The following is a 26144-nucleotide window of genomic DNA, read 5'->3' on the forward strand; positions in this document are numbered from 1 at the left end:
ATCCTGGGCTTGTTTATCGATTATTCTGCGCAGAACCCTGATTGCGTTTTGAGGCATCCGGCACCAGACGATAGAACGTTTCGCCCGGGCGGGTCATGCTGAGTTCATTGCGCGCGCGTTCCTCGATCGCCTCCTGACCGCCGTTGAGATCGTCAATTTCGGCGAAAAGCTGATCGTTGCGCGCTTTTAATTTGGCGTTAGTGGCCTGCTGAGCGGAGACATCGTCATTAACCCGGCTATAGTCGTGCAAACCATTTTTGCCAAACCACAGCGAGTACTGTAGCCAGACCAGCAAAGCTAATAATAGCAGCGTTAATTTACCCATCCTGCCCCCTGAAAAACGGCATCATCATCCCATAACTCGCCAGAGTACTCTACCCTGGCGCGCGGACGATGCCGCGTAACGCGGGGACTGTACCACATTTTTGCGATGGATACCCAGGCTTGATTCATCCCAAAAAGGCTATCCCAACAGCCAGAGGAACAGCAGACCAAACATCAGCCCGACGGTTAAAATCGTCGCGCAAACGCTGTAAAACAGCTTGCCGTCCAGTAATGAATGTAGCGCAATACCGACCACCACGGCGACCGGCATAATGGCAAGGAAGAAAGGCCAGGTATAGAGGAAGAAAAAGAGCGTATTACCGCCATACATGAGGAAGGGAATACCCAGCGCCAGCAGCCATGAAATAAAGCCCACGGCGGCGCCCGACAAAGACCAGGTGGTCTCGTCGCCGGCCGCCGGAGGCGGTTCTGAACGAATAATACTGAGGTTCTGGGTATTGCGCATATCGAATCCTGTTGACCGGGCGACCGGCACCCCTCGATGCCGTTGCCTTTTCAGGATCTGATAATATCGCTCTGTCGAAGCAGGTCTAATAGTTGGTGCACCAAATTTGTTACCAATTGTTCACCATCCAGATGAATTTCAGCGTTCTCCGGGGATTCATAGACCGAATCAATACCGGTAAAATTACGCAGCTCCCCTGCCCGCGCCTTCTTGTACAGTCCTTTCGGATCCCGCGTCTCACAAGTGGCCAGAGGGGTATCGACAAACACTTCGATAAAGCGTCCTTCCCCCAAACGCTCGCGCACCATCTGCCGTTCCGCTCGATGCGGAGATATAAACGCCGTCAATACAACCAGCCCGGCATCGACCATTAGCTTAGCCACTTCACCGACGCGGCGAATGTTCTCTTTGCGATCGTCGTCACTGAATCCCAGATCGCTACACAGCCCGTGGCGCACATTATCGCCGTCAAGCAAATAGGTGCTCACGCCAAGCTCGTGCAGCGCCTCTTCCAGCGCCCCGGCGACGGTGGATTTACCCGACCCCGAGAGGCCGGTAAACCACAGCACCACGCCGCGATGGCCATGATGCTGTTCGCGCTGCTCGCGGGTGACAGGATGCGCATGCCAGACGACGTTTTCGTCATGCCGGGCCATTACTTACCTCCCAGCAGATCGCGCGCGTCCCAGTGCGGGAAGTGTTTACGAATCAATTGATTCAGTTCCAGCTCAAAGGCGCTGTACTGTGACGTCGGAGCCTGCGCCTGCAGGTGCGGTTCGTTGACCATTCCCGCACCCACCGTCACGTTGCTCAGGCGGTCGATAAAGATAAGCCCGCCGGTCACCGGATTGTCCTGATACGGATCGAGCACCAGCGGCTCGTCAAAGGTCAGCTCCACCAGCCCGATGCCGTTCAGCGGCAGGGTTTCGACTTCACGCTGGGTCAGATTATTGATGTCCACCTGATAGCGGATAGCGTCAACGCGGGCGCGGGTTTTCTTGCCAGCCACTTTAATGTCATAGCTCTGGCCCGGCGACAGCGCCTGTTCCGCCATCCACACGACGTCGATGCTGGCGCTTTGTACCGCAGGTAACGAGGCGGCGGCGTCAACCAGCAAATCGCCGCGGCTGATGTCGATTTCATCTTTCAGGACGATAGTGATCGCTTCCCCCGCTCCGGCCTGCGGCAGGTCGCCGTCAAAGGTGACAATACGCGCCACGTTCGACTCCACGCCCGACGGCAATACTTTCAGGCGCTGGCCAACGGTGACCGTACCGGAAGCGACGGTGCCGGAGAAGCCGCGGAAATCCAGGTTCGGACGGTTCACGTACTGCACCGGGAAGCGCAGCGGCTGGCTTTCAACCTCGCGCTGAATGTCAACGGTTTCCAGCACTTCCAGCAGCGTCGGGCCGCTGTACCACGGCATTTTGTCGCTCTGGCTGGCGACGTTATCCCCTTCCAGCGCCGACAGCGGCACGAAACGGATATCAAGCTTGCCCGGCAGCTGTTCGGCGAAGGTCAGATAATCTTCACGAATTTCATTGAAGCGCGCTTCGCTGAACTCGACGAGATCCATTTTGTTCACTGCGACCACCAGGTGCTTAATCCCCAATAGCGTGGAGATAAAACTATGGCGGCGAGTCTGGTCGAGCACGCCTTTACGGGCGTCAATCAGCAGGATCGCCAGATCGCAGGTGGACGCGCCGGTCGCCATATTACGGGTGTACTGCTCATGGCCCGGCGTGTCGGCAATGATAAATTTGCGTTTCTCAGTCGAGAAGTAGCGATAGGCGACATCAATGGTGATGCCCTGCTCGCGCTCGGCCTGCAGGCCATCCACCAGCAGCGCCAGATCCAGTTTCTCGCCCTGAGTACCGTGACGCTTGCTGTCATTGTGCAGGGAAGAGAGCTGATCTTCATAAATCTGGCGCGTATCGTGCAGCAGGCGGCCAATCAAGGTACTTTTGCCGTCATCGACGCTGCCGCAGGTCAGAAAACGCAGCAGGCTTTTGTGCTGTTGCGCGTGCAGGTAAGCTTCTACGCCGCCTTCATTAGCAATTTGTTGTGCAATCGTAGTGTTCATGGCGGCTCCTTAGAAATACCCCTGACGTTTTTTCAGCTCCATGGAGCCTGCCTGGTCGCGGTCAATGACGCGCCCCTGACGTTCGCTGGTGGTGGATACCAGCATCTCTTCAATAATTTCCGGCAGCGTTTGCGCGTTGGACTCTACCGCGCCGGTCAGCGGCCAGCAGCCGAGGGTACGGAAGCGCACCATCTGCTTTTTGATCATCTCGCCCGGCTGCAGATCGATACGGTCGTCATCGATCATCATCAGCATGCCGTCGCGCTCCAGTACTGGCCGCTCTGCCGCCAGATACAGCGGAACGATTTCAATATTTTCCAGGTAGATGTACTGCCAGATATCCAGCTCGGTCCAGTTAGAGAGCGGGAAGACGCGGATGCTTTCGCCTTTGTTAATCTGGCCGTTGTAGTTGTGCCACAGCTCCGGACGCTGATTTTTCGGGTCCCAGCGGTGGAAGCGGTCGCGGAAGGAATAGATACGCTCTTTAGCGCGGGACTTCTCTTCGTCGCGGCGCGCGCCGCCGAACGCGGCATCAAAGCCGTATTTGTTCAGCGCCTGCTTCAGGCCTTCGGTTTTCATGATATCGGTATGCTTGGCGCTGCCGTGAACGAACGGGTTGATGCCCATCGCCACCCCTTCCGGGTTTTTATGCACCAACAACTCACAGCCGTAGGCTTTGGCGGTACGGTCACGGAATTCATACATCTCACGGAATTTCCAACCGGTATCGACGTGCAGCAGCGGGAACGGCAGGGTTCCCGGATAAAACGCTTTGCGCGCCAGATGCAGCATTACGCTGGAATCTTTACCGATGGAGTACATCATCACCGGGTTAGAGAATTCGGCGGCCACCTCACGAATGATATGGATGCTTTCCGCCTCCAGTTGCCGCAGGTGAGTGAGTCGTTTTTGGTCCATAACCGTTCCTTAAGCCAGATTTACCACAGAAGAGTTAAACCCTTCCGCTGTCGTTGTGTGTTGAAACCAGGCGAGCTGCTGATGCAGCTGTACCACTTCGCCCACCACCAGTAGCGCGGGCATTGGGGCATCTTTCGCCAGATGTTCGAGCTGTTGTAACGTGCCGGTCAGCGTCTGCTGATCCTCGCGGGTGCCGCGGGAAATCACCGCCACCGGGGTATTCGCGTCGCGGCCATGGGCGATCAGCTGAGCGCTGATGTCCGCCGCTTTCATGGTGCCCATATAAATCGCCAGCGTTTGTTGGCTCTTCGCCAGCAGCGCCCAGTCAAACGGCGCGCTGTCTGATTTATAGTGACCGGTGACAAAGACAGCGCTTTGCGCGTAATCGCGATGGGTCAGCGGGATGCCGGCATAGGCCGTCGCACCCGCCGCGGCGGTAACGCCTGGCACCACCTGGAACGGGATCCCGGCGGCAGCGGCGGCCTGCAGCTCTTCAGCGCCGCGCCCGAAGATAAACGGGTCGCCGCCCTTAAGGCGCACCACCGTTTTCCCCGCTTTGGCGGCCTCCACCAGCATCTGATTCGTTTCGTGCTGCGGCACAGAGTGCTCGCCCGCGCGCTTGCCAACGCAGATCATTTCGGCATCGCGGCGCACCAGTTCGCGCACGCTCTCGGTCACCAGGTGGTCATAAAACACCACGTCCGCCTGCTGAATCGCCTGCAGGCCGCGTAGCGTCAGCAGCCCGGCATCCCCCGGACCGGCGCCCACCAGAATAATTTCGCCCACGCTGCGTTCCGGCCTGTCGAGTTCATCCTGTAGCGCCCGTTCCGCCGCCGCATGGTTACCGGCCACCATCAGGCTGGCGAAGCGCCCGGTGAAAACGCGCTCCCAGAAGCGACGACGCGCTTCGGTGGTGGTCAGACGGGTTTTCAGATGATGGCGCCAGTAGCTCGCCGTTTCGGCCAGCCGTCCAAGATTCGTGGGTAGTAGCGCTTCGATTTTTTCACGCAGAATGCGCGACAGCACCGGCGCCTTGCCGCTGGAGGAGATAGCCACCAGCAGCGGCGATCTGTCGACAATAGAAGGAAAGACGAATGAGCACAGTTGCTGGTCATCCACCACGTTCACCAGGCGGTAGCGCGCGTTAGCCGCGGCAAACACCCGCTGGTTGAGTTCACGATCGTCGGTTGCGGCAATGACCAGAAATACGTCGTCCACCTGCTGTTCATCAAAGGCGGTTGCCCGCCAGCTGATTTGCTGACGTTCAACCTGTTCAGCGAGCTCTGGCGACAGGACGGCGGCGACCACCTGTACCTTCGCCTGCGCCCGCAGCAAGAATTTAATCTTGCGGACGGCAATTTCACCGCCGCCGATAACCAGCACGGGTCTCTCTTTCAACTCGGCAAACAGGGGCAAGTAATCCACGGCGCAACAACTCTCTTACATTCAGCAATAGAGGGACTATAGGGGGCGGCTTTAAGCAAATGAAATTACGAAATGGAATGAGTTGTGACGCAAAAGAATAACGAGCTGGAAATCTAAATATCAAAAAGTGCTTAACGCGCGAGTTTTCCGCTATTTAAGAGCAAATGAAATTGTTTAAGCGGCGTCACAGTTTCATACTAACGCGGTCGAAATGTTTCGCTCGTGTAAGGACCCATTATGTTTTCCGCGATGTGCCGTCGTCTGCTTCCGCTGACGCTTGGCGCAGGTTTTGTCTTCTCCGCCGCCCCGGCATTCAGCGCTCTGGGCGACACCGCAAATACTCAGGCCCGCCATATTGCCACCGTCTTCCCCGGAAGAATGACCGGTACGCCGGCCGAGATGCTTTCAGCCGATTATCTTCGCCAGCAGTTTGCCCAGATGGGTTATCAAAGCGACGTGCGTAACTTTAATACCCGCTACATCTATACCGACAGCAACCAACGTAAGAACTGGCACAACGCCACCGGCAGCACGGTTATCGCCGCGCATGAAGGCCAGTCTCGTCAGCAAATTATCATTATGGCGCACCTCGATACCTATGCGCCGCAGAGCGATAAAGACGTAGAAAACAACCTCGGCGGCCTGACGCTGCAGGGGATCGACGATAACGCGATGGGGCTCGGGGTGCTGCTGGAACTGGCGGAACATTTAAAGAACGTCCCCACCCGTTACGGCATTCGCTTTATCGCCACCAGCGGCGAGGAAGAAGGCCGCCTGGGCGCGCAAAATTTGCTGAAACGCATGAGCGAAGCGGAAAAGAAAAACACGCTGCTGGTGATTAATCTCGACAACCTGGTGGTCGGCGATAAGCTCTATTTCAACAGCGGGCGCAGTACGCCGGCGTCGGTACGCAAGTTGACCCGCGATCGCGCGCTGGCTATCGCCCGGAGTCACGGCATCGCCGCGTTCACCAATCCCGGGCTGAATCCGGAGTTCCCGAAAGGTACCGGCTGCTGTAACGACGCCAGCGTTTTTGACAGCGCCGGGATCCCGGTGCTCTCCGTGGAAGCGACCAACTGGTCGCTCGGTAAGAAAGATGGCTATCAGCAGCGCAGTAAAACCCGCAGCTTCCCGCAGGGTACTAGCTGGCATGACGTACAACTGGATAACCAACAATATATCGACAAAGCGCTGCCGGGAAGGATCGAGCACCGCGGGCGCGATGTCGTGAAAGTGATGCTGCCGCTGGTGAAAGAGCTGGCGAAGGCAGGCGCGCCTCATTCAGGAAAGTAGTCTCTCTTTTTTCGGATTGCGAGAATAGCATCGCCCATTAACAATAATGTCTCTACTTAAGACGTTAAGTCGTTTTAGCCAACATTAAGCGACGGCCTGGCAGGATGCCAGGCTTCTTAGCAAGGAATGCAACATGCCTTTACGCAAATTGTCTCTGGCTGTATTTCTGATCGCCGCGCTTGGTGCAGCCAGCGGCCACGCCTGCGAATCTCCATTGTCGGAATGCCCGGACTATTTTTTTCTGACTAACCGCGAGGCCCGCCTGCTCGAATTGCCGCAGGGCAACTTTGCCTTTGTCAGCAGCCACCTGTTACCGCCCGACCCGCTCCTGCCGCAATGGCGCGACACCGCCAATGATAAGCTCGCCACTTCCGCTCAGGGCGTCCAGCTGAAAGCGATCCTCGATAGCGGCTCAGTAGAGGCTGCCGAGAAGATGACCGCTAACCTTCCCGCCGCCGAGCGCCTGTACGCGCTCGGCGCCGTTGCGTATGACAGCGATCGTGAACTAGCACGTGAATATTTCCGCCAGCTGCTTGCGCTGCCAGCGGACCGGCAAGGCGAATGGGGATTAAAAGCGCTTTTTGCGCTGGGGCAGGATTTAATACATGAGAATCCACTAGCCAGCTTAAGCGATCTGGAAGCCTTGCCCGACACTAGAGATATTGAGGTTAGCCGTCCTGAATCAGCAGAGGCCTTTGCTCTCTTTCAGCAAATTATCGATGCTGTACGTAACGGCCAGGACGATCCGCAGTTACTTTCACTGGCAGGTTTAGTACAACAGGCGCGTATCGCCAGGCAAAACGAAACGGGCGGCTTTGTTGCAGAAGCCCACTTTAATGCCCGGCTGGCGGCACAGGGCTCGCTGCCCAGCAGCGTACGTTTGTATCAAGTGGCCGAGAGTATCAATCATCCGGAAAATGATTTTTTCCTTCAAGAACATATTACTGACCCGCTTATCCGGCAGTTGCTTATTGCCCATTTGAACGCCACTCCCGTTGATGCTTCAGCCAATGACGACATCTTTCAGATTGGCGCTTACTACCCTAAAGTGGTGGCAGCGCTGTTAAAAACGGCCAATGATGATTTGCCTTCGGATGTTCATCTTATCGCCCTGGCCTACCGTTACGGGCAATATTCTACGGTTACGCAGCTATTACAACATGCGGAAGAGAATATGCTGACATCATGGCTGCGGGCTAAAATGGCATTGCGTGAAGGTGATGTAAAAAAAGCGACAGTCTGGTACGAAAAAGCGGCCAGCTCACTTCCCGTGGAAGGAGAGAATTGGGTAAACCCATTCTTCAATATGGCAATCGAGGAGTACTCATATGAGATTCCGAGTGAGCGAATTAGCGCCGAGCGAGCATTACTGGCGTTAAAAAATAATAACTACCCTCAAGCGATGGAGCTGATGTATCGCCCAACATACTACTGGCGAGGCCCGATCTGGATTGGCGAGCGGCTACTCACCATGGAAGAGTTAACGGCATTTGTAGACAAATATTTTCCGCCATCAGACTCACCACAAACGCAAAATCCACAGCGCGATAAGGAAGATACATACGGTATCGAATTTCGCACCCTCCTCGCCCATCGCCTGATGCGCGATGGCCAGTATCAAAAAGCCTTACCCTATTTTGATAATCAGCAGGACCGCCAGCTTGCACAGTCATTTGTTGATACGCTTCCCGAAAGCGGCTCTAAAATCGACCAAGCCGAGGGCTGGTGGCAGGCTGCGGTCATTTTGCGCGAGCATGGCGACAACCTGATGAGCTATTTTTTGGAGCCTGACCAAAAGTATTTAAGTGACGCAAATACGTACCAGTCCTGCGCAGACGCCATAAACAATATCTCTGGAGTAAATTCATGGGTTGGTAGCGAGGAGCAATATCGCATACAGCAATCAGGAACCAAACCGTTTAACCATGTGGAGCATTATCGCTGGAGGGCAGCAAAATTTGCTGAAAAAGCAGCCAGTTTGCTTCCGCGTAAATCTCAGGCTTATGCCGCTATACTTTGCAATGCCAGCAATTGGGTCTCGAGCGACCAACAATCGGTTAAGCGGCTGTACCAGCTTTACGTGAAAAACGGGGCGCCATTCCCCTGGGCTGAGAAATTTGGCCGACAGTGTCCATCTCCGGATTTTTCTGAGCGAAAGGTTAGTGGGAAAAGCTAAAGAGTCGAGAATGAAATGGGAATGAGAAGTGGCGATCGTAACCTAAAACAAAACTAGGGTTTATCCCCGCTGGCGCGGGGAACACATTTAACAGCGCGCGGTAATCCGGCTTTGGTGCGGTTTACCCCCGCTGGTGCGGGGAACACCATACCAATGGAAATCTGTATCCGCTGACCTGCGGTTTATCCCCGCTGGCGCGGGGAACACACTTCTGCGCTACGTTCACGATTATAATAGCGCGGTTTATCCCTGCTGGCGCGGGGAACACTGGTGATAGATGCGCACGGCGTCGTCGATTGAATTGCGTATCCAGGCGATACAACGCCCTTCGCTGGCGGATTGCTCGATACGGGCAAGGCAGGCTTCTTCGTTATCCAGCCAGCCGATATCTACGCTGCGCTCAACCTCTTTGCGGGTCGCAACATGGCGGGAAATAATCTCCTGACCTGCGACTTGCGTCAGCCAGGGGTAGTCTTCATAACTCAATAACGGCGCGTCAGCGGTATAGCCGCTGCCGCGACTAAAGGCGGTCACAAGCTTATTGCACTGCTGTTGCGATAGCGTCGCGGAAAGCAGAATGACGCAATTGCCACTGCGCGCCTGTTGTTCAATCAGGCTTTCCAGGATCCGCGACATATAAGCATCGTAGGCGTGGATCTCGTCGGCCAGCAGCACTTTATTGTCAAGCCCCAGCAACCGCAGATTATTATGTTTAAAAGGCATCACCGCCATCATGGCCTGGTCGAGCGTACCGACGCCCACCTCCGCCAGCAGCGCTTTTTTATTGCTATCGGCAAACCATCCGGCGCAGCCCTGGCTAAAAGGTTGAGCATCATCAGGCTCTTCCGAACCGGAGAAATCGCCGGACCAGATGGTCTGATTAAAGCTATCCATCAAGCCGCGTGCGCTATGCGCCAGCATCAGGCTTGGAAGCGCGCCGGGTTGATAGAGCGCCAGCCACGATTGAGCTAAACGCTCAAACATGGCATTGGCCGTAGCCATGGTCGGCAGACCAAAAAACAGCCCCTGCGCCTTCCCGGCAGACATCAAACGGTGGGTCAGGATTAACGCCGCCTCCGTTTTACCTGCGCCGGTAACATCCTCAAGGATAAACAACTGCGGCCCCGGTTGACTGATATCCAGATCCAGTACCGCCTGCTGAAGCGGCGTAGGGTGCTGAATAAAAGGAAATAATGCGTCTATTCCCCTAAATGGCGCAACCGCCGCTGCAGGCGGAAAAACGTGCATCGCCTGTTCTGCCTGCGAGTATGCCTTCCGCCAGTAAACTTCCAGCGGCATGCGTTGGGAAACTCGCGGGAAAAAGCGGGTCGAGGAGCCCGTCCAGTCGGCCAGCACGACCGCGGCGGAAATAAACCACGACAGCTGGTTGAACTGCTCAATACCTTCATCGTCATCCCAGCACGGCGGAATATTAACGCGCGGAAACAGCGCCTTAATGGCCAACAGAAAGTCGTGCGCCGCTTCAATATCAGCGGGAAGAAAATTATCCAGATCGCGCATCCCCACCGGTGGGCGTCCATGGTGTCCGGTGGTTAACGGCATCCACATTGCAATAACGCGTTTAAGCTTTCGCGTAGGAAGCCGGGAGTTAGGGAATAGTTCAGGGCATTCGCTTAGACAGGTGTTCCATAACCAGTAACCCAGCGTTGAATGCGGTATTGTTTCATAGTCCCGACGGCTTTCGACAGTCGCGGCAAGATTGTCATTGGTATAGAGTTGCTGGAAGGAACGGGCAAACTTTCCACAGTCATGCCAGCATAATAACCAGGCAAAGAATTGAGCGGCAGCCTCAATATCGATGAGGCCCAAACGGCGAAAATAATCCGCGAGGCTATAAATGTTATTCTTTACCATCCAGTAGCCCATCGCGGCTACATCCAAAGAATGCCAGCATAGCAGGTGATAATCGTCGCCTCCGCCAGCATCTCCCCGTCGGGTTTTCCCCCAGTGCTTATAAATTGACACGGCATATCCAGTGGTATAATAAAAATCGAATATGCAATTTACTCTTTTAAACCATTTAAAAGATGACCTCCCTCAATATAATTACTTATTATTCACACACATAAACAGCCATATAACATTCATAGAACCAATCAAACAACCGTATCAACACAAATATCATAACCAGGAAAACAGACATGCTTATGAAAAATGATATGAATCAGTCTAAACATCAAACAATGAAACCTCATTAATACAAAGATGATGTTATAGAAAAAATATCGTCTCTAAATTCACAAAACTCAACAATTCAAACTTCAAAATTATAAATTAACATTTAGCAATATCACTTACAAAAGCATTTGCTCGGATTATTATTGACAATAAAAATCACCCGCCATCTTCGCCATCAACATATCCATAATAACTAATATGAGTTAAAAACATTCTTCAAAAAAATGAGAGCAACGCAAAGAAAACCATTCGACGTACTAAAGTGAATTTAGGAAAAACGAACAATATGTAAAATCAAAAAACGAACAAATACACGCATTCACTTGAAATAAAAAGAAATTTAACAACCTATAAAAAGAATAAAACTGGAGTTAATAAATAGAAATTCATATACCCCACCCCCTAATCATAACCGCGCATGATTACATCACAATATTGATGAAGACACCACATTGACTTGTTCATGTTAAGCGAATACATTTTATCTCATCGACAACACGCTATCTCAAAAAATAATAATCCTTATTCTATTAAGCATATAATTGATAACGTGACATTGCAGGTGTTTATAAAATTAATGGGTGCAATAAAATTAATACATATATTCATGTAACATAATTCATATACGCCAGTCGCAGGCAGCCCCATTACTTAAAAGGCCAATTAATAAAAGCCCGTTGATTTGATTGTAGAAATTTAAAAGCCTCTGGGATAAAGAACCATATAAAACATAGTCAGGATGGTTCTTTGAGTACTTAACCAAACCATTTGTATTACCGCGTATTAATGACTAATGCGTAATCTAGGGCTCCGGCCCTTAATTTTAAATCAGGATGAATTGTTATGAATAAAAAGGTTCTTGCTATAGCTCTGGTCGCTGCATTTGCAGGTATGGGTGTGGCTCAGGCAGCAACAAGCGTCACCGCGCAATCCGTTGCCACCTGGTCTGCAACCGCCAAAAAAGATACCGCCAGCAAACTGGCTGTTACTCCGCTGGGAAGCCTGACTTTCCAGTATGCTGACGGCATCAAAGGCTTTAACACTCAGAAAGGTCTGTATGACGTTACCGTTGAAGGCGACACCACTGCAACTGGCTTCAAACTGACCTCCCGTCTGCTGACCAACACCCTGACTCAGCTGGATACTTCCGGTTCTACCCTGAGCGTGGGCATCGATTATAACGGCACCGCCATTGATAAGGCTTCCGATACCGTGATGATCGATACCGCGAACAACATTCTGGGCGGTAACCTGAGCGCCCTGTCCAATGGTTATAACACCGCGGGCCGTACCAGCGCACAGGATAGCTTCACCTTCTCCATCAATGGCGGCACCTCCGACGGTAAGACTGCTGTAACTGATTACAGCACCCTGCCGGAAGGTATCTGGAGCGGCGACGTTAGCGTGCAGTTCGACGCAACCTGGACCAGCTGATTTTTTTATATTGCATCAAGCAGGGGTCGCTCCCCTGCTTTTTCATGGATGAAATCATATGAAATATCGTCTTCTGGCAGTCTGTCTGTTTTTAAGCGGGATCGCTCCCGCCAGTGCGCTGGACGTGGGGGATATTTCCTCTTTTATGAACAGCGGCAGCAGTACGTTAAGTAAAGAAGTTAAGAATACGACCGATAGCGGTCGCCTGATTACTATTCAGCTTGAACGCCTCTCATCCCCGCTGGAAGATGGCCGCGTGATCCCAATGTCATCGCGAGATGAAGTGCTACAAACTCCCGCCAGCCTGCTGATGCCGGCAAAGAGCAGCGAACAAATCCGCTTTTTCTATAAAGGCCCTGCCGATGACCAGGAGCGCTATTACCGCATCGTCTGGTTCGATCAGGCCTTGGGCGACGCGCAAAAAACCGGCGCCCGGCGCAATGCGGTCGCCACGGCTTCCGCCCGCATCGGCACCATTCTGGTCGTCGCGCCGCGCAAGGTGAACTTCCGCTATCAGTATAACAACGGCTTAATGACCAATACCGGTAACGCCACGTTGCGCATCCTGGCCTACGGCCCCTGCCTGAAAGCCGCCGACGGTAAGGAATGCAAAGAGAGCTATTTCCTGATGCCGGGCAAAGACCGCCGCTTCACCCGCGTGAATGTCGCAGATAAAAAAGGGCGAGTCGCGCTGTGGCAGGGCGAGCAGTTTGTACCGGTAAAATAGATTAATAACCATGGGATAGGGATATGTCCTCATTATGGAATCGTCATGGACGTCGTGTATTAATCACGTCCGGAATTGTCGTGTTTTCGTCTCCCTGTTTCGTTATGGCTGACGCAGAAAAAATATCGCAGATTGGCGGCGTTATTATTCCCCAAACGTTTCGCGTGGCGCTGCAAGACGGCATGAGCCTGCCGCTGTTTATTCACCTCGAAGGCAATAGTGGAACGCAGGACGACCAGCGCATCGGTAGCGCTTTTATCTGGCTGGATAACGGTAAGGTGCGCCTACGACAAATCCGTCTGGAAGATAAAGAGCAAAACGCCACCGTCAGCGATCAGATCAGGCAAACGCTGACGCAAATGGCGGATGAACCCTTTAACAAATCGCTGAGCATTCCGCTGTCCGCCGACGCTAAGCTTCAGTTCGACCTGCGCCGGCTACTGCTGCAGTTGGTGGTTAAAAAAGGGGCGCTTGGCACCGTGCTGCGCTCGCGTAGCGAAGATATCGGCCAGTCCAGCGTGGACGGCCTGAGCAGTAGCCTCACCTACAACCTAGGGGTCTATAACAACCAGATGAGCAGCGGCGGCGATAGCACCTCCAGCTATCTGTCATTGAACAACGTTATCGCATTGCGCGAACACCATCTGGTACTGGACGGTTCGATATACGGCGCCGGGACCAGCAATCAGAATCAGCAGTTGTATAAAGCAATGTACGAGCGAGATTTCGCTGGCCACCGTTTTGCCGGCGGTATGCTCGACACCTGGAATTTACAGTCGCTCGGCCCAATGACCGCCATTTCCGCGGGTAAAATATATGGCGCCTCCTGGGGGAACCAGGCCAGCTCTACGGTATTTGATAACAGCCAGTCGGTCACCCCGATCGTCGCCTTTTTATCCGCCGCCGGTGAAGTACATCTGAAGCGCGATGGCCGCCTGCTCAGCGTGCAGAACTTTGCGATGGGTAACCACGAAGTGGATACCCGCGGGCTGCCCTACGGGATCTACGATATTGAAGTTGAAGTCATCATTAACGGCCGCTCGGTCAGCAAACGCACGCAGCGAGTCAACAAATTGTTCTCCCGCGGGCGCGGCGCGGGCGCGCCGCTGGCCTGGCAGGTATGGGGCGGCAGCTTCCATATGGATCGCTGGTCGCAAAGCGGCAGAAAAACACAAGAGGCGAAAGATACCTGGCTGGCCGGCGTGTCTTCCTCCGGCGCTATCAGCACCCTCAGCTGGTCCGCGACCGGTTATGGCTACGACACCAGCGCGGTGGCCGAAGCGCGCTTTACTCTGCCGCTAACCAACGCCATTAACGTCAATTTGCAAAATATGGCGGCCAGCGACGGCTCATGGAGCACCATCAGCAACGTAAGCGCTACGCTGCCGGGCGGTTTCAGCTCCGTATGGGTTAACCAGGAGAAAACCTCGATTGGCGACACGCTGCGCCGTAGCGATGCCGATAACCGGGCCATTGGCGGCTCGTTAAACCTTGGTTCGCTGTGGTCAAAACTGGGTACTTTCAGCATCAGCTACAACGACGACCGAGAAAACAACAGCCACTACTATACCGCGGATTACTATCAGACTATCTATAGCGGCTCATTCGGCTCTCTGGGTCTGCGCGCCGGGATCCAGCGTTTTAACAACTCGGGAAGCAGCAGCAATAGCGGCAGCGATACCGGGAAATATATCGCCCTTGACCTGTCGCTGCCGCTCGGCAACTGGCTCAGCGCCGGTATGTCGCACCAGAACGGCTATTCAACGGCTAACCTGTCGGCGCGTAAGCGCTTTAAAGAAGGCCCAATTCGTACCATCGGCGCCAATATGTCGCGGGCGGTTTCCGGCAATACCGGCGATGACAAAACCCTCAGCGGCGGCGCCTATGCGCAGTTCGAAACCCGCTATGCCAACGGCACGCTGAACGTCAACAGCGGCGCCGATGGCTATGTGAATACCAACCTGAGCGCCAGCGGCAGCGTCGGCTGGCAGGGAAAACATATCGCCGCCAGCGGCCGCACCGACGGCAACGCCGGGGTGATTTTCCATACCGGTCTGGAGGATGACGGTCAGCTGAGCGCCAAGGTTAATGGCCGCATCGTGCAGCTCTCCGGCAATCGCAACTATCTGCCGCTGTCGCCGTACAACCGTTATGAAGTGGAACTGCAGAACAGCAAAAACTCGCTGGACAGCTACGACATCGTCAGCGGACGTAAAAGCCGCCTGACGCTCTATCCGGGCAACGTGGCGGTGCTGGAGCCGGAAGTGAAGCAGATGGTCACGGTGTCCGGGCGCATCCGCGCCGAGGACGGCAGCCTGCTGGCGAATGCCCACATCAGCAACCATATCGGGCGTACCCGCACCGACGATAACGGCGAGTTTGTGATGGATGTTGATAAAAAATTCCCGGTCATCGACTTCAACTACGGCAAAGGACTGAGCTGCGAAGTGGCGCTGGATCTGAACCAGGCGCGCGGCGCGGTATGGGTTGGCGACGTGGTGTGCAGCGGCCTGCAGAGCTATGCGGGCGTGCAAGGGAAGGAAGATGGTCATGAAAGCTAACGGGTTGTTAGGGTTAATTTCGCAGAACACGCTGGATAACAGCGTGTGGTACGGCGACGTAAGCGTCTCAGGAGAAATTCATGTACAAACGACGTGGCGCGGCAGTAATTAGCCGCCTGCGGGCGGCAATTTGCCTGCTGGCGCTGGGCCTGCCGCTGGCCGCGCAGGCGATGTCGGTCGGTAATCTGACCTTCTCCCTCTCCCCGGAGGCGGCGTTTGCCGCCAAGCGGGTGCTGAACAACAACAAAAGCGCGCGCCTGTATCAGGTGTCGGTGAGCGCCATCGACCGCCCCGGCGGCAAAGAGGTGCGCTCCCGCCCGTCGGACGGCGAGCTGCTGTTCGCCCCGCGGCAAATAACCCTGCAGGCCGGAGAAGGCGAATATTTCAAATTTTACTACCACGGCCCGAAGGATAACCGCGAACGTTATTACCGGGTCATGTTCCGCGAAGTTCCCTCCTTTAACCACGTGGCGCGTAAGGCATCGGGTGCCGGCGTCAGCATGGAGCCGGTGGTGGTAATGGACACTATCCTGGTGGTGCGCCCGCGTGAAGCGAACTTCAAATGGACCCTCGACCGGGCGAGCGGCACTCTCAGCAATACCGGCAATACCTGGTTCAAGCTGCTGATTAAGCCGGGATGCAACACCACGGAAGAAGAAGGGGACGCCTGGTACCTGCGCCCTGGCGATGTCGTCCGCCAGCCGGGGCTACGCCAGCCGGGCAACCACTATATCGTCTATAACGAAAAATTTATCAAAATAACCGACGACTGCCCGCTGAAGTAAAGCACCGGCTCAGCGGAGCGCGCAATGGCAGGAGGCCAGTATGAAAATTAAAGGATTAGCAGGGTTAATGGCGCTGGTCGCGGCGCTGTACGCGGCGCAGGCCGGGGCGGCGACCAAAGTGACACAGGGCGATATGTCCGGGAGCTTCGCGTTTATCGAAGACCAGATCGATAATACCTACTTTGTTACGAATGTGGGTTCATCAGCGCTGCCCGTCATGTCCGGGGCCAACCGCTGGGTTGATCTTTCCTGGTGGGATAATGTACGTGATTACACATATCAGCTCAGCCCGGGATTTATTTCCACACGAAGTATGCATATTTTTTCTGATGGGCTTACCAGAATGGTAGATTTATGGCTTGAAGACGCGCCGGTATCTTATGCGTTAGCCGGGATCACTTGCTCGTATGTGGATAATTTCTGCACCCGTTCCCGCAACAAGGACCCTGTTATCGTGACAACGGACACATCCGTAACCGATGCTCAGGGGGTGTACGGCCTCAAGCTTCCTTATACCGGGATGCAGTATTTGAGCGGCAGTATCTCAGATACCTTTTTTCAATACCTGCTTCAGATGGGCACCGGCAGCAGCTTCTCAATGACCCTCAACGAATGCCTGACCGACAAAATAGCTGACAAAGATTACGATGCAAGTACCGGCGCCCGCTGTAAAGACCAGAGTAATGCGACCTGGTACGCCACACGTCTCACTTATACCAAAGACGCGCACCTGAGGTTACTTAACACCGGCGCCCTTGATGAAGTCTTCATCAACAGCGATGGCGTCCCGACCCCCGGTGAAGGAAATACTAACTGCAGAGTGCAAAATATCGGTAACCTCTCCGGCCTCGCCTGCAGGATGGTGAACTACAGCTTCAGCGGAACAGGTGGCTCCGCGATACGCCTTTACCCGATGCTGAACAACGCCGCATTGTTTTCGGCTGTTAAATCTGAAGATATGCAGTTCAGCCTGGACGGCAGCGCATGGAAACAGACATCATTGACCCACAGCGAGAGGCCCGCCGCCAGCTACTACACTCTTAATGAGATGGCCTCCTCCAACGCCATTTATGTATTCTTTTCAGACAACTTCTTTAAACAGATGGTGGCATCCGGTCTCAGCGATACCAATAGCCAGGATATAATGTATTTTCGCCTCTACAACGATCGCGCATCCACTTCCTCACTAGATGCCGACCTGGCATATGAATTTTACACCTCCAATTCACTGGAGATAAAACCCCGCGAATTCAGCATCAATATCTCCTCTGAAGACTACAGCGACGCCCCAACGCGCGAAGGCTACGTTGGCCGTGATGAACCCTCGCTCGACTTTAACTATATCGTTACCACCAGCGGCAAAACCGCCGCCGACGAGGTGCTGATTAAAGCTACCGGCCCGACGCAGCAAATTAACGGCCGCGCCTACTGTATCTTCAGCGCCGACGACAGCAGCATTAAGGTCCCCTTCCCGGCCACGCTCTCCTTCACCAAACAGGATGGCAGCATCAAGACCTATGACGCGGGCTGCGACGACAGCTGGCGCGATATGACCGACGCGCTGTGGCTCACTTCGGCATGGACCGATATTTCCGGCGAACCCGGCGTTATGGATAAAGCCACGGTGAAGTTTTCAATTCCCATGAATGATGATATTTCGCAGAAAACGCTGGATAACAACGAGTGGTACGGCGACGTCAGCGCCTCCGGAGAAATTCACGTTCAGGCCACCTGGCGCGATATAAATTAAACGCCCGCCAGCCGGGCAACCACTATATCGTCTATAACGAAAAATTTATCAAAATAACCGACGACTACCCGCTGAAGTGAAGTACCGGCGCAGCGGAGTTGCACAATGGCTGGAGGCCAGTATAAAGATGAAAGGATTATTATCGCTAATCGCGTTAACCACTGTACTGTGCGCGCCGGTGGCCGACGCAGCGACTAAAACTATTGGCTTAAATATGTCAACATCGTTCATCTTTGTTGATGACCAAATTGATGGGAACTACTTCATCACTAGTCATATGTCCGGTTTTCCAGAAATAGGAGGCAGTAACAATTGGGTACAAACGCTGGATACCGATAGCGGAGGGGGCGCTTTTTATCAGTATTCTCTGGGATATATTAGTAGCGATACCCTGGGCGCTAACTCCGGGATGTTCGTAGATATGTGGCTGGATAATTCGCCGATTTCATACCCTTTACTGGGTAAACCTTGCAGCCGCTCGCAATCAGGTTGCTCATCCAATGTCATTTCGGGCTCGGTAACCGATAGTCAAGGATATTACGGCGCTTCCGTATCAAAAGACGATCCTAAGCCTGTGATTAATGGGATGTTATCAAACTCGTTTTATCAGTATTTGCTTCAAATGGGTACCGGCAGCACGCTATCCTTCATTATTAATGAATGCCGCACCAGAATAAATTACGATCCAAGCTCAGGCGAACGCTGTAAAGACCAGAGTAATGCGACCTGGTTTGCATCGGAGGCCACCTTTACCAAAAGCGCGCACTTGCGATTAATTAATACTAACGCCGTGGATGAAGTTTTTATCAACAGCGACGGAACTCCAACACCAGGGGAAGGTAATACCAACTGCCGGGTGCAGACCGTGGGCAATCGCTCTGGTTTGGCCTGCAAAATGGTCAGTTACTCACTACAGGCTAATGGTGAAAGTAATGACAGAATTCGCTTTACTCCCGTCTTAAACAATAGTTCTCTATCGTCGGCAATAACGGAGGGTGATATCCAGTTTAGTCTCGATGGCAATAACTGGAAAATAATAGGCAACACCAGTTCAACAAATGATGCTTTATACTATAATTATTACAACTATAATCTCGATCAAATGGGCTCATCAAGTTCAATTTATTTATTTTTTGCAGATAACTTTTTTAAACAGATGGTCGCCTTGGGCATGAGCGATATTGACAGCCGAAACCTGCTATTTTTCCGCCTATACAATTTCACCGGGTGCGGTATGCCTGATTCAAAATCAGCTGGCACCGTTTACGACTTTAACACCTCCAATTCACTGGAGATAAAACCCCGCGAATTCAGCATCAATATCTCCTCTGAAGACTACAGTGATGCCCCGTCGCGCGAAGGATACGTTGGCCGTGATGAACCCTCGCTGGACTTTAACTACATTGTCACCACCAGCGGCAAAACCGCCGCCGACGAGGTGCTGATTAAAGCTACCGGCCCGACGCAGCAAATTAACGGCCGCGCCTACTGTATCTTCAGCGCCGACGACAGCAGCATTAAGGTCCCCTTCCCGGCCACGCTTTCCTTCACCAAACAGGATGGCAGCATCAAGACCTATGACGCGGGCTGCGACGGCAGCTGGCGCGATATGACCGACGCGCTGTGGCTCACTTCGGCATGGACCGATATTTCCGGCGAACCCGGCGTTATGGAAAAAGCCACGGTGAAGTTTTCGATTCCCATGAATGATGATATTTCGCAGAAAACGCTGGATAACAACGAGTGGTACGGCGACGTCAGCGCCTCAGGAGAAATTTACGTCCAGGCCACCTGGCGCGATATTAATTAACCTCCGGGCTGATTAAGACCCGGAATCACGCTAAAATTGGTAAACAGAGCATTACCATGAAAATAAACCCTTGGGGAATTTTAGGGCTGACGGGCGCGTTATTTCACGGCGCGCCGTCAGCATTGGCTGATATGCAGCAAACGACTTTATTCGTTGAAAATAATATCGACAATAACTTTTTTATTACTTACACCGGTAGTGCAGCTGTCATTTCCGGCACTAACCGCTGGGGAAGTATGCGTTTGCGCTCGGCAGGTTATCAAACCTCTCTCGGATATATCTCAGATAACCAATATTTTGCTACACAAACCGAGGGAGATTTATGGCTGGATAATCCGCCAATTTCCTACCTGATGGCAGGACAGAGTTGTGATTCATATGGGCCGTCAGCCAGAAGCGATTGTGATGAAAGCACCTCAACGTTGCCAGGTGTGGTGCTGGAGAAAAATGGCATCTATGGCGCCAAAGTGGATAAAAACCTCAGAGGGACCTTATCAGAGGCTTTTTACCAGTATATGCAGCAAATGCCAACCGGCAGCAGCTTTTCAATGATGATGTATACTTGTGCGACAAGCAGAACCTACGACCCGACGAGCACCTGGCGCTGTTCCCGTGTGGCCCCTTTCTATAGCTATGGCACAATAACTATCACTAAAAGCGCTCACCTTACGCTTATTAACACCAATTCTGTTGATGAAGTCTTTATCAATAGCGATGGCGTACCCACGCCCGCCGAAGGAAATACCAACTGCAAATTGCAAACCGTAGGCGCCCATTCAGGATTGGCCTGCAAGATGGTCTCTTATAGTCTGGACGGCGGTGGCGGGGCGCAAACCGTTCTGGTTTATCCGATGATCCTTAATAGTGCGCTGGCGGCAATTGTCCCTTCGCAGGGATCGTATGATATGCAGTTTAGTCTTGACGGCAGTACGTGGAAACCGGTGAGCAATTCGAGCGTACAGAGCTACACACTAGGGGAACTGACGTCGTCCAGCGCGATTTATTTCTTTTTTTCCGAAAGATTATTTAAAAAAATGGTGGAGGCAGGCATTACTGACACCGATAGCAAAGATTTGTTGAATTTACGCATCGAAAGGCCGAACGGCACTCCCACAATCAGTAGGATGTATGAATTTACCACGTCTAATTCACTGTTAATTAAGCCGCGCGATTTCAGTATTAGCATTACCGCTAAAGACTATAGCGACGCCCCTTCGCTTGCTGGTTACGTTGGCGAGGACGAACCCTTATTAGATTTTAACTACATTGTCACTACTACCGGTAAAACCGCCGCCGACGAGGTGCTGATTAAAGCCACCGGCCCGACGCAGCAAATTAACGGCCGCGCCTACTGCATCTTCAGCGCCGACGACGGCAGCATTAAAGTGCCCTTCCCGGCCACGCTCTCCTTCAGCAAACAGGATGGCAGCATCAAGACCTATGACGCGGGCTGCGACGGCAGCTGGCGCGATATGACCGATGCGCTATGGATAACCTCGGCGTGGACCGATATCTCCGGCGAGGCAGGGACGATGGACAAAGCTACGGTGAAATTTTCTATTCCGATGAACGATGAAATTTCGCTGAAAACGCTGGATAACAATGAGTGGTACGGTGATGTCAGCGCCTCCGGAGAGATCTACGTTCAGGCCACGTGGCGCGATATAAATTAAGCCCTTGGCGGCTTTCGCCGCCAAGGCTGCCACATAACACTTAACCTTCGTGTAATCCGCACTCGCGTTTGAGGCCAAAAAAGCGGGTCTCTTCTTCCGCCATACCGGGCTCCCATTTACGGGTGGTGTGAGTGTCACCGACGGACAAATACCCCTGCTCCCAGAGCGGGTGGTATTTCAGGCCGTGCTTTTGCAGATACTGATAAACCGTCCGGTTATCCCAGTCGATAATCGGCAGCAGCTTAAAGACGCCGCGCTGGATAGCCAGTACCGGTAAATGCGCCCGGCTGCCGGACTGCTCGCGGCGCAGGCCCGCGAACCAGGTGCGGGTATTGAGCTCCTTCAGCGCCCGGTTCATCGGCTCCACTTTGTTGATTTCATTGTACTTCTCAATGCCTTCAACGCCCTGCTCCCACAGTTTGCCGTAACGCGCTTCCTGCCAGGCGGCGCTTTCCGTCGCCCGGTAGACTTTAAGGTTCAGGTTGAGCTTCTCGGTCAATTCATCAATAAACTGATAGGTTTCCGGGAACAGATAGCCGGTATCGGTCAGGATCACCGGAATGTCCGGGCGCAGCTGGTTCACCAGATGCAGGCTGACCGCCGCCTGAATACCAAAGCTTGAAGAGAGCGCATAGTCGCCGGGCAGGTTTTCCAGCGCCCATGCCACGCGTTCTTCGGCGCTGAGTTTTTCCAGCTGAGTGTTAACTTCCGCCAGCGCCATGACGCGTTCTACTTTCGGTAGCTCATTCAGCGCGTTTAGATCGAGTTTGGACATAGGTTCCTCACTGTGTGCCTTGCCTGATGGCGCTTCGCTTATCAGGCCTACGCGAACGGTAGGCCGGATAAGGCATTCATGCCGCTATCCGGCAATTCAGGTTATTCCCAGAAATCACGCGCCGGGTCGAGCACCGGGCGAATGATGCCCGCACGCACCGTAAAGTCGCCGAAGCCTTCACCCGCTTCGCGCTCTTTCGCCCAGCGCCCAACCAGCTCATCGAGCGAGGCCAGGATCTCCGGCTCGGTGATATTTTCGCGATACATCCGTGGGATGCGCGTCCCGCTGCGGTTGCCGCCGATATGCAGGTTATAGCGGCCAGGCGCTTTACCCACCAGGCCAACTTCCGCCAGCATCGCGCGGCCGCAGCCGTTCGGGCAACCCGTGACGCGGGTTACAATATGCTCATCGCCGACGCCGTGCTTGCTCATCACCTCTTCGACCTTGTCGATAAATGACGGCAGGAAACGTTCGGCTTCGGCCATCGCTAACGGACAGGTCGGGAACGACACGCAGGCCATTGAGTTCTCACGCTGCGCCGTGACGGCATTCATCAGGCCATGATCGCGCGCCAGTTTCTCAATCCGCGCTTTCTGATCTTCCGGTACGCTGGCGATGATCAGGTTCTGGTTGGCGGTAATGCGGAATTCACCTTTGTGAATCTTCGCGATCTCCAGCAGGCCAGTTTTTAGCGGGCGGCCCGGATAATCCAGAATACGGCCATTCTCAATAAACAGCGTCAGGTGCCAGTTATTATCGATACCCTTAACCCAGCCGATGCGGTCGCCGCGGCCGGTAAACTCGTACGGACGAATCGGTTCGAATTTGATCCCGGCACGACGCTCAACTTCCGCCTTGAAGGTCTCCACGCCGACGCGCTCAAGGGTATATTTGGTTTTCGCGTTTTTACGATCGGTACGATTACCCCAGTCGCGCTGGGTGGTCACGACCGCTTCCGCCACCGCCAGGGTGTGCTCCAGCGGCAGATAGCCAAACTCGCTGGCGGTACGCGCATAGGTTTTCTTATTACCGTGCTCGATAGACAAACCGCCGCCCACCAGCAGGTTAAAGCCGACCAGCTTACCGTTTTCCGCAATCGCCACGAAGTTCATGTCATTGGCGTGCAGATCGATATCGTTCTGCGGCGGGATCACCACCGTCGTTTTGAATTTACGCGGCAGATAGGTCTGGCCGAGGATCGGTTCCTCGTCGGTAGTGGCGACCTTTTCCTGATCCAACCAGATCTCAGCATAGGCGCGGGTACGCGGTAACAGATGCTCAGAGATCTTCTTCGCCCACTCGTAGGCTTCGGCGTGCAGCTGCGACTCAAACGGGTTCGAGGTGCACAGCACGTTGCGGTTCATGTCGTTGGCGGTCGCCAGCGCGTCCAGCCCAACGGAGTGCAGCATCTGATGCACCGGCTTCACATTCTTCTTCAGAATACCGTGGAACTGGAAGGTCTGACGGTTAGTGAGGCGAATACTGCCGTAGATGGTGTTATCCGCGGCGAATTTATCAATCGCCTGCCACTGTTTGGTGGTGATAACGCCGCCCGGCAGACGGCAGCGCAGCAGCATCGCGTGGCGCGGCTCCAGTTTCTGCGCCGCGCGTTCCGCGCGAATATCGCGGTCGTCCTGCTGGTACATGCCGTGAAAGCGGATGAGCAGGAAGTTGTCGCCTTTAAAACCGCCGGTCAGGCCGTCATTTAAATCTTCCGCAATGGTGCCGCGCAGGTAGTTGCTCTCGATCTTCATACGCTCGGCGTCGGAGAGTTTACCTTCGACCACCAGCGGGCCAGGATGTTTTTCGCTCATTAGTAGACATCTCGCTGATAACGGCGCTCAACGCGCAGCTCACTTAAAAATTCGTCCGCCGCTTCGGCGTCCATCGCGCCGTATTCGGCAATCACTTCCAGTAACGCCTGCTCGACGTCTTTCGCCATTCGATTGGCATCGCCGCAGACATAAATATGGGCGCCGTCGTTAATCCAACGCCACACTTCAGCCCCCTGCTCGCGCAGTTTGTCCTGTACATAGACTTTTTGTTGTTGATCGCGAGACCAGGCCAGGTCGATTCGGCTCAGCACGCCCTCTTTGACGTAGCTCTGCCATTCCACCTGATAAAGGAAATCTTCCGTGAAGTGCGGATTGCCGAAGAACAACCAGTTCTTCCCTTCCGCCCCTTCCGCTGCGCGCTGCTGCATAAAGGCGCGGAACGGCGCGATACCGGTTCCAGGGCCAATCATGATAACCGGCGTTTGCGGGTTAGCAGGCAGACGGAAGTTGTCATTGTGTTCGATAAAGATGCGCACTTCGCCATCTTCTTCCACGCGGTCAGCGAGGAAGCTGGACGCGCCGCCGGCGCGAGCACGGCCTTCAATGTCATACCGCACGACGCCAACGGTCACGTGGACTTCGTTTTCCGCTTCCGCCTGCGAAGAAGCAATCGAGTAGAGGCGCGGCGTTAGCGGGCGCAGCAGGCCGATTAAGGCTTCGGCATCCAACTGTGCCGGCGAGAAGCGCACCATATCGACGATAGGCGTCGTCGCGGCGTAGTGCTGCAACTGCGCTTTATCGCCGACCAGCGGCAGCAGCGTTTCGCTGCGGGTCAGGGTGGCATAGTTCTCAACAATATTGGCGGTATTGACCGTCAGCTCAAAATGCCACTCCAGCGCTTGCGCCAGCGGCAGCGTTTTGCCTTCTACCGTGACCGGTTCATCACCCTTAAGCCACAGCAGCTCCACCAGCTCTTTGACCAGCACCGGATCGTTCTGATACCACACGCCTAGCGCATCTCCCGGCTGATAACGCAGGCCGGAATCACCCAGATCGATCTCGATATGACGGACGTCTTTTTCCGAATCGCGACCGGTTATTTTCTGATTCACAGCAAGCGTCGCCGTCAGCGGCGCTTCTTTGGTATACGGACTGGTATGAATTTCATTCACTGCGCCGCTGGTCGCAAGCTGGGCCGGCGCTGCCGTCGGCGCACGCGCTTTCAGCACATCCACTACGCGAGCGCGCCATTCCGCCGCCGCGGCTTGATATTCAACGTCGGCGTCAACGCGATCGAGCAGGCGTTCGCCGCCCAGTTCGGCCAGTTTGCTATCGAAATCTTTGCCGGACTGGCAGAAAAACTCATAGGAGGTATCGCCGAGACCAAACACCGCGAAGGCGGTGCCATCGAGCTTCGGCGCTTTCTTTGAAAACAGGAACTTATGCAATGCGACGGCTTCTTCCGGCGGCTCACCTTCACCCTGAGTCGACGTCACCACGACCAGCAGTTTTTCACCGGCGATTTGTTTGAATTTATAGTCGCCAGCGTTCACCAGTTTCACGTTCAGCTGCGCGGCCTGTAAATCGTCGCGCAGCGCTTCGGCAACCCGACGCGCGTTGCCGGTCTGCGAAGCGGAAATCAGGGTGATGGCCGGCGCTTCTACCGCCTGAACGGGCGCGCTTACCGCGGCGCCGGGCTGCTGATTCAGCATGCCCCAGAAGTAGCCGGACACCCAAGCCAGTTGGGTTGGCGTAAAGTCAGTCGTGGCCGCCTGTAGGCGCGCCAGTTGCTCCGGGTTTAGCGGCAGCAGATTGGAAGGTGGGGCCTGTGTCGTCATGCGTCGTTATGTTCCAGTAAGCAAAGCTGTTATTCACGCCCTGTCAGCGCGACAAAAACAGAAGAGATTGTAAGGTTAACGGCGGGCATACTAACAATTAAAGAAGGGATGGAAATATCAAATAACCAAATG

Annotated in this window: 19 protein-coding genes and 1 pseudogene; 10 read left to right on the top strand and 10 right to left on the bottom strand. The window is 54.0% G+C overall.

Translation table 11 applies throughout. From position 1 onward, the window contains the following. Positions 1-13 precede the first annotated feature (13 nt). From ftsB to cysG, 6 genes are all read right to left on the bottom strand, one after another. Positions 14-325, bottom strand: a complete 312-nt coding sequence (ftsB, locus tag PGQ95_RS00390; RefSeq protein WP_015369983.1) for a cell division protein FtsB — start codon at positions 323-325, stop codon at positions 14-16. 138 nt (positions 326-463) lie between these two features. Next, the gene (locus tag PGQ95_RS00395) at positions 464-790 is read right to left on the bottom strand and encodes a DUF3561 family protein (RefSeq protein WP_430916660.1); all 327 of its coding nucleotides are present in this window, start codon (positions 788-790) and stop codon (positions 464-466) included. A gap of 50 nt (positions 791-840) precedes the next feature. Beyond that, on the bottom strand, positions 841-1446 hold the full coding sequence (gene cysC / locus PGQ95_RS00400; protein ID WP_047044279.1) for an adenylyl-sulfate kinase: 606 nt from the start codon (positions 1444-1446) through the stop codon (positions 841-843). Continuing rightward, positions 1446-2873 carry a sulfate adenylyltransferase subunit CysN gene (gene cysN, locus PGQ95_RS00405; RefSeq protein ID WP_430916662.1) on the bottom strand — a complete coding sequence of 476 codons (1428 nt, stop codon included), beginning with the start codon at positions 2871-2873 and terminating at the stop codon, positions 1446-1448. Before cysN ends, cysC begins: the two co-directional genes overlap by 1 nt. Positions 2874-2882: 9 nt before the next feature. Then, positions 2883-3791: a sulfate adenylyltransferase subunit CysD gene (cysD, locus tag PGQ95_RS00410; RefSeq protein ID WP_015369979.1), complete on the bottom strand. Its 909-nt coding sequence runs from the start codon at positions 3789-3791 to the stop codon at positions 2883-2885. A gap of 9 nt (positions 3792-3800) precedes the next feature. Continuing rightward, the gene (gene cysG, locus PGQ95_RS00415) at positions 3801-5207 is read right to left on the bottom strand and encodes a siroheme synthase CysG (protein ID WP_183269044.1); all 1407 of its coding nucleotides are present in this window, start codon (positions 5205-5207) and stop codon (positions 3801-3803) included. Between the two features lie 246 nt (positions 5208-5453). Here cysG and PGQ95_RS00420 point away from each other — a divergent pair, with 246 nt between their 5' ends. Continuing rightward, the gene (locus PGQ95_RS00420; protein ID WP_113372931.1) at positions 5454-6509 is read left to right on the top strand and encodes an aminopeptidase; all 1056 of its coding nucleotides are present in this window, start codon (positions 5454-5456) and stop codon (positions 6507-6509) included. A 133-nt stretch (positions 6510-6642) separates the two neighbouring features. After that, on the top strand, positions 6643-8685 hold the full coding sequence (locus PGQ95_RS00425) for a hypothetical protein (protein WP_430916665.1): 2043 nt from the start codon (positions 6643-6645) through the stop codon (positions 8683-8685). Between the two features lie 255 nt (positions 8686-8940). Here PGQ95_RS00425 and cas3 read toward each other — a convergent pair. Next, positions 8941-10671: pseudogene (cas3, locus tag PGQ95_RS00430) on the bottom strand (CRISPR-associated helicase Cas3'); the annotation flags it as partial. A 1056-nt stretch (positions 10672-11727) separates the two neighbouring features. On the opposite strand from cas3, the gene ecpA reads away from it, so the two are divergent. The 8 genes from ecpA (at position 11728) to PGQ95_RS00470 (ending at position 21624) form a co-directional block, all read left to right on the top strand. After that, complete coding sequence (ecpA, locus tag PGQ95_RS00435; RefSeq protein ID WP_430916667.1) at positions 11728-12318, top strand: common pilus major fimbrillin subunit EcpA; 591 nt, start codon at positions 11728-11730, stop codon at positions 12316-12318. 58 nt (positions 12319-12376) lie between these two features. Continuing rightward, the gene (locus PGQ95_RS00440; RefSeq protein ID WP_087858585.1) at positions 12377-13045 is read left to right on the top strand and encodes a hypothetical protein; all 669 of its coding nucleotides are present in this window, start codon (positions 12377-12379) and stop codon (positions 13043-13045) included. A gap of 23 nt (positions 13046-13068) precedes the next feature. Continuing rightward, a complete protein-coding gene (locus PGQ95_RS00445) occupies positions 13069-15606 on the top strand; it encodes a CS1-pili formation C-terminal domain-containing protein (RefSeq protein WP_430916669.1) in 2538 nt (845 codons plus the stop codon). After that, positions 15596-15718 carry a hypothetical protein gene (locus tag PGQ95_RS00450; protein ID WP_430916671.1) on the top strand — a complete coding sequence of 41 codons (123 nt, stop codon included), beginning with the start codon at positions 15596-15598 and terminating at the stop codon, positions 15716-15718. The genes PGQ95_RS00445 and PGQ95_RS00450 overlap by 11 nt, the downstream gene beginning before the upstream one ends. After that, positions 15687-16391, top strand: coding sequence for a fimbria/pilus periplasmic chaperone (locus PGQ95_RS00455; RefSeq protein ID WP_430916673.1), 705 nt, complete (start codon positions 15687-15689; stop codon positions 16389-16391). Before PGQ95_RS00450 ends, PGQ95_RS00455 begins: the two co-directional genes overlap by 32 nt. 40 nt (positions 16392-16431) lie before the next feature. Further along, on the top strand, positions 16432-18141 hold the full coding sequence (locus PGQ95_RS00460; protein WP_430916675.1) for a fimbrial adhesin EcpD: 1710 nt from the start codon (positions 16432-16434) through the stop codon (positions 18139-18141). Positions 18142-18262: 121 nt separating this feature from the next. Further along, entirely contained in the window at positions 18263-19951 is a 1689-nt protein-coding gene (locus tag PGQ95_RS00465; protein WP_430916920.1) for a fimbrial adhesin EcpD, read from the top strand. Between the two features lie 56 nt (positions 19952-20007). Continuing rightward, on the top strand, positions 20008-21624 hold the full coding sequence (locus PGQ95_RS00470) for a fimbrial adhesin EcpD (protein ID WP_430916677.1): 1617 nt from the start codon (positions 20008-20010) through the stop codon (positions 21622-21624). A 40-nt stretch (positions 21625-21664) separates the two neighbouring features. Here PGQ95_RS00470 and cysH read toward each other — a convergent pair whose 3' ends face one another. The 3 genes from cysH to cysJ form a co-directional block, all read right to left on the bottom strand. Next, positions 21665-22399: a phosphoadenosine phosphosulfate reductase gene (gene cysH, locus PGQ95_RS00475; protein ID WP_032709016.1), complete on the bottom strand. Its 735-nt coding sequence runs from the start codon at positions 22397-22399 to the stop codon at positions 21665-21667. Between the two features lie 101 nt (positions 22400-22500). Beyond that, a complete protein-coding gene (gene cysI, locus PGQ95_RS00480; RefSeq protein WP_015369975.1) occupies positions 22501-24213 on the bottom strand; it encodes an assimilatory sulfite reductase (NADPH) hemoprotein subunit in 1713 nt (570 codons plus the stop codon). Beyond that, positions 24213-26012 carry an NADPH-dependent assimilatory sulfite reductase flavoprotein subunit gene (gene cysJ, locus PGQ95_RS00485; protein ID WP_087858592.1) on the bottom strand — a complete coding sequence of 600 codons (1800 nt, stop codon included), beginning with the start codon at positions 26010-26012 and terminating at the stop codon, positions 24213-24215. The genes cysI and cysJ overlap by 1 nt, the downstream gene beginning before the upstream one ends. Positions 26013-26144: the final 132 nt, after the last annotated feature.

It is taken from the genome of Klebsiella sp. 141240, from assembly GCF_050600805.1.
Classification (GTDB): Bacteria; Pseudomonadota; Gammaproteobacteria; order Enterobacterales; family Enterobacteriaceae; genus Klebsiella; species Klebsiella aerogenes.

What these genes read in the sequence shown, in the direction of transcription:
- PGQ95_RS00445 (WP_430916669.1), top strand. Translation starts at nt 13,069, where the DNA reads ATGTCCTCATTATGGAATCGTCATGGACGTCGTGTATTAATCACGTCC.
- PGQ95_RS00420 (WP_113372931.1), top strand. Translation starts at nt 5,454, where the DNA reads ATGTTTTCCGCGATGTGCCGTCGTCTGCTTCCGCTGACGCTTGGCGCA.
- PGQ95_RS00455 (WP_430916673.1), top strand. Translation starts at nt 15,687, where the DNA reads ATGTACAAACGACGTGGCGCGGCAGTAATTAGCCGCCTGCGGGCGGCA.
- PGQ95_RS00450 (WP_430916671.1), top strand. Translation starts at nt 15,596, where the DNA reads ATGAAAGCTAACGGGTTGTTAGGGTTAATTTCGCAGAACACGCTGGAT.
- cysJ (WP_087858592.1), bottom strand. Translation starts at nt 26,012, where the DNA reads ATGACGACACAGGCCCCACCTTCCAATCTGCTGCCGCTAAACCCGGAG.
- cysH (WP_032709016.1), bottom strand. Translation starts at nt 22,399, where the DNA reads ATGTCCAAACTCGATCTAAACGCGCTGAATGAGCTACCGAAAGTAGAA.
- PGQ95_RS00425 (WP_430916665.1), top strand. Translation starts at nt 6,643, where the DNA reads ATGCCTTTACGCAAATTGTCTCTGGCTGTATTTCTGATCGCCGCGCTT.
- ecpA (WP_430916667.1), top strand. Translation starts at nt 11,728, where the DNA reads ATGAATAAAAAGGTTCTTGCTATAGCTCTGGTCGCTGCATTTGCAGGT.
- PGQ95_RS00460 (WP_430916675.1), top strand. Translation starts at nt 16,432, where the DNA reads ATGAAAATTAAAGGATTAGCAGGGTTAATGGCGCTGGTCGCGGCGCTG.
- PGQ95_RS00470 (WP_430916677.1), top strand. Translation starts at nt 20,008, where the DNA reads ATGAAAATAAACCCTTGGGGAATTTTAGGGCTGACGGGCGCGTTATTT.
- cysN (WP_430916662.1), bottom strand. Translation starts at nt 2,873, where the DNA reads ATGAACACTACGATTGCACAACAAATTGCTAATGAAGGCGGCGTAGAA.
- cysC (WP_047044279.1), bottom strand. Translation starts at nt 1,446, where the DNA reads ATGGCCCGGCATGACGAAAACGTCGTCTGGCATGCGCATCCTGTCACC.
- PGQ95_RS00395 (WP_430916660.1), bottom strand. Translation starts at nt 790, where the DNA reads ATGCGCAATACCCAGAACCTCAGTATTATTCGTTCAGAACCGCCTCCG.
- cysI (WP_015369975.1), bottom strand. Translation starts at nt 24,213, where the DNA reads ATGAGCGAAAAACATCCTGGCCCGCTGGTGGTCGAAGGTAAACTCTCC.
- cysD (WP_015369979.1), bottom strand. Translation starts at nt 3,791, where the DNA reads ATGGACCAAAAACGACTCACTCACCTGCGGCAACTGGAGGCGGAAAGC.
- ftsB (WP_015369983.1), bottom strand. Translation starts at nt 325, where the DNA reads ATGGGTAAATTAACGCTGCTATTATTAGCTTTGCTGGTCTGGCTACAG.
- PGQ95_RS00440 (WP_087858585.1), top strand. Translation starts at nt 12,377, where the DNA reads ATGAAATATCGTCTTCTGGCAGTCTGTCTGTTTTTAAGCGGGATCGCT.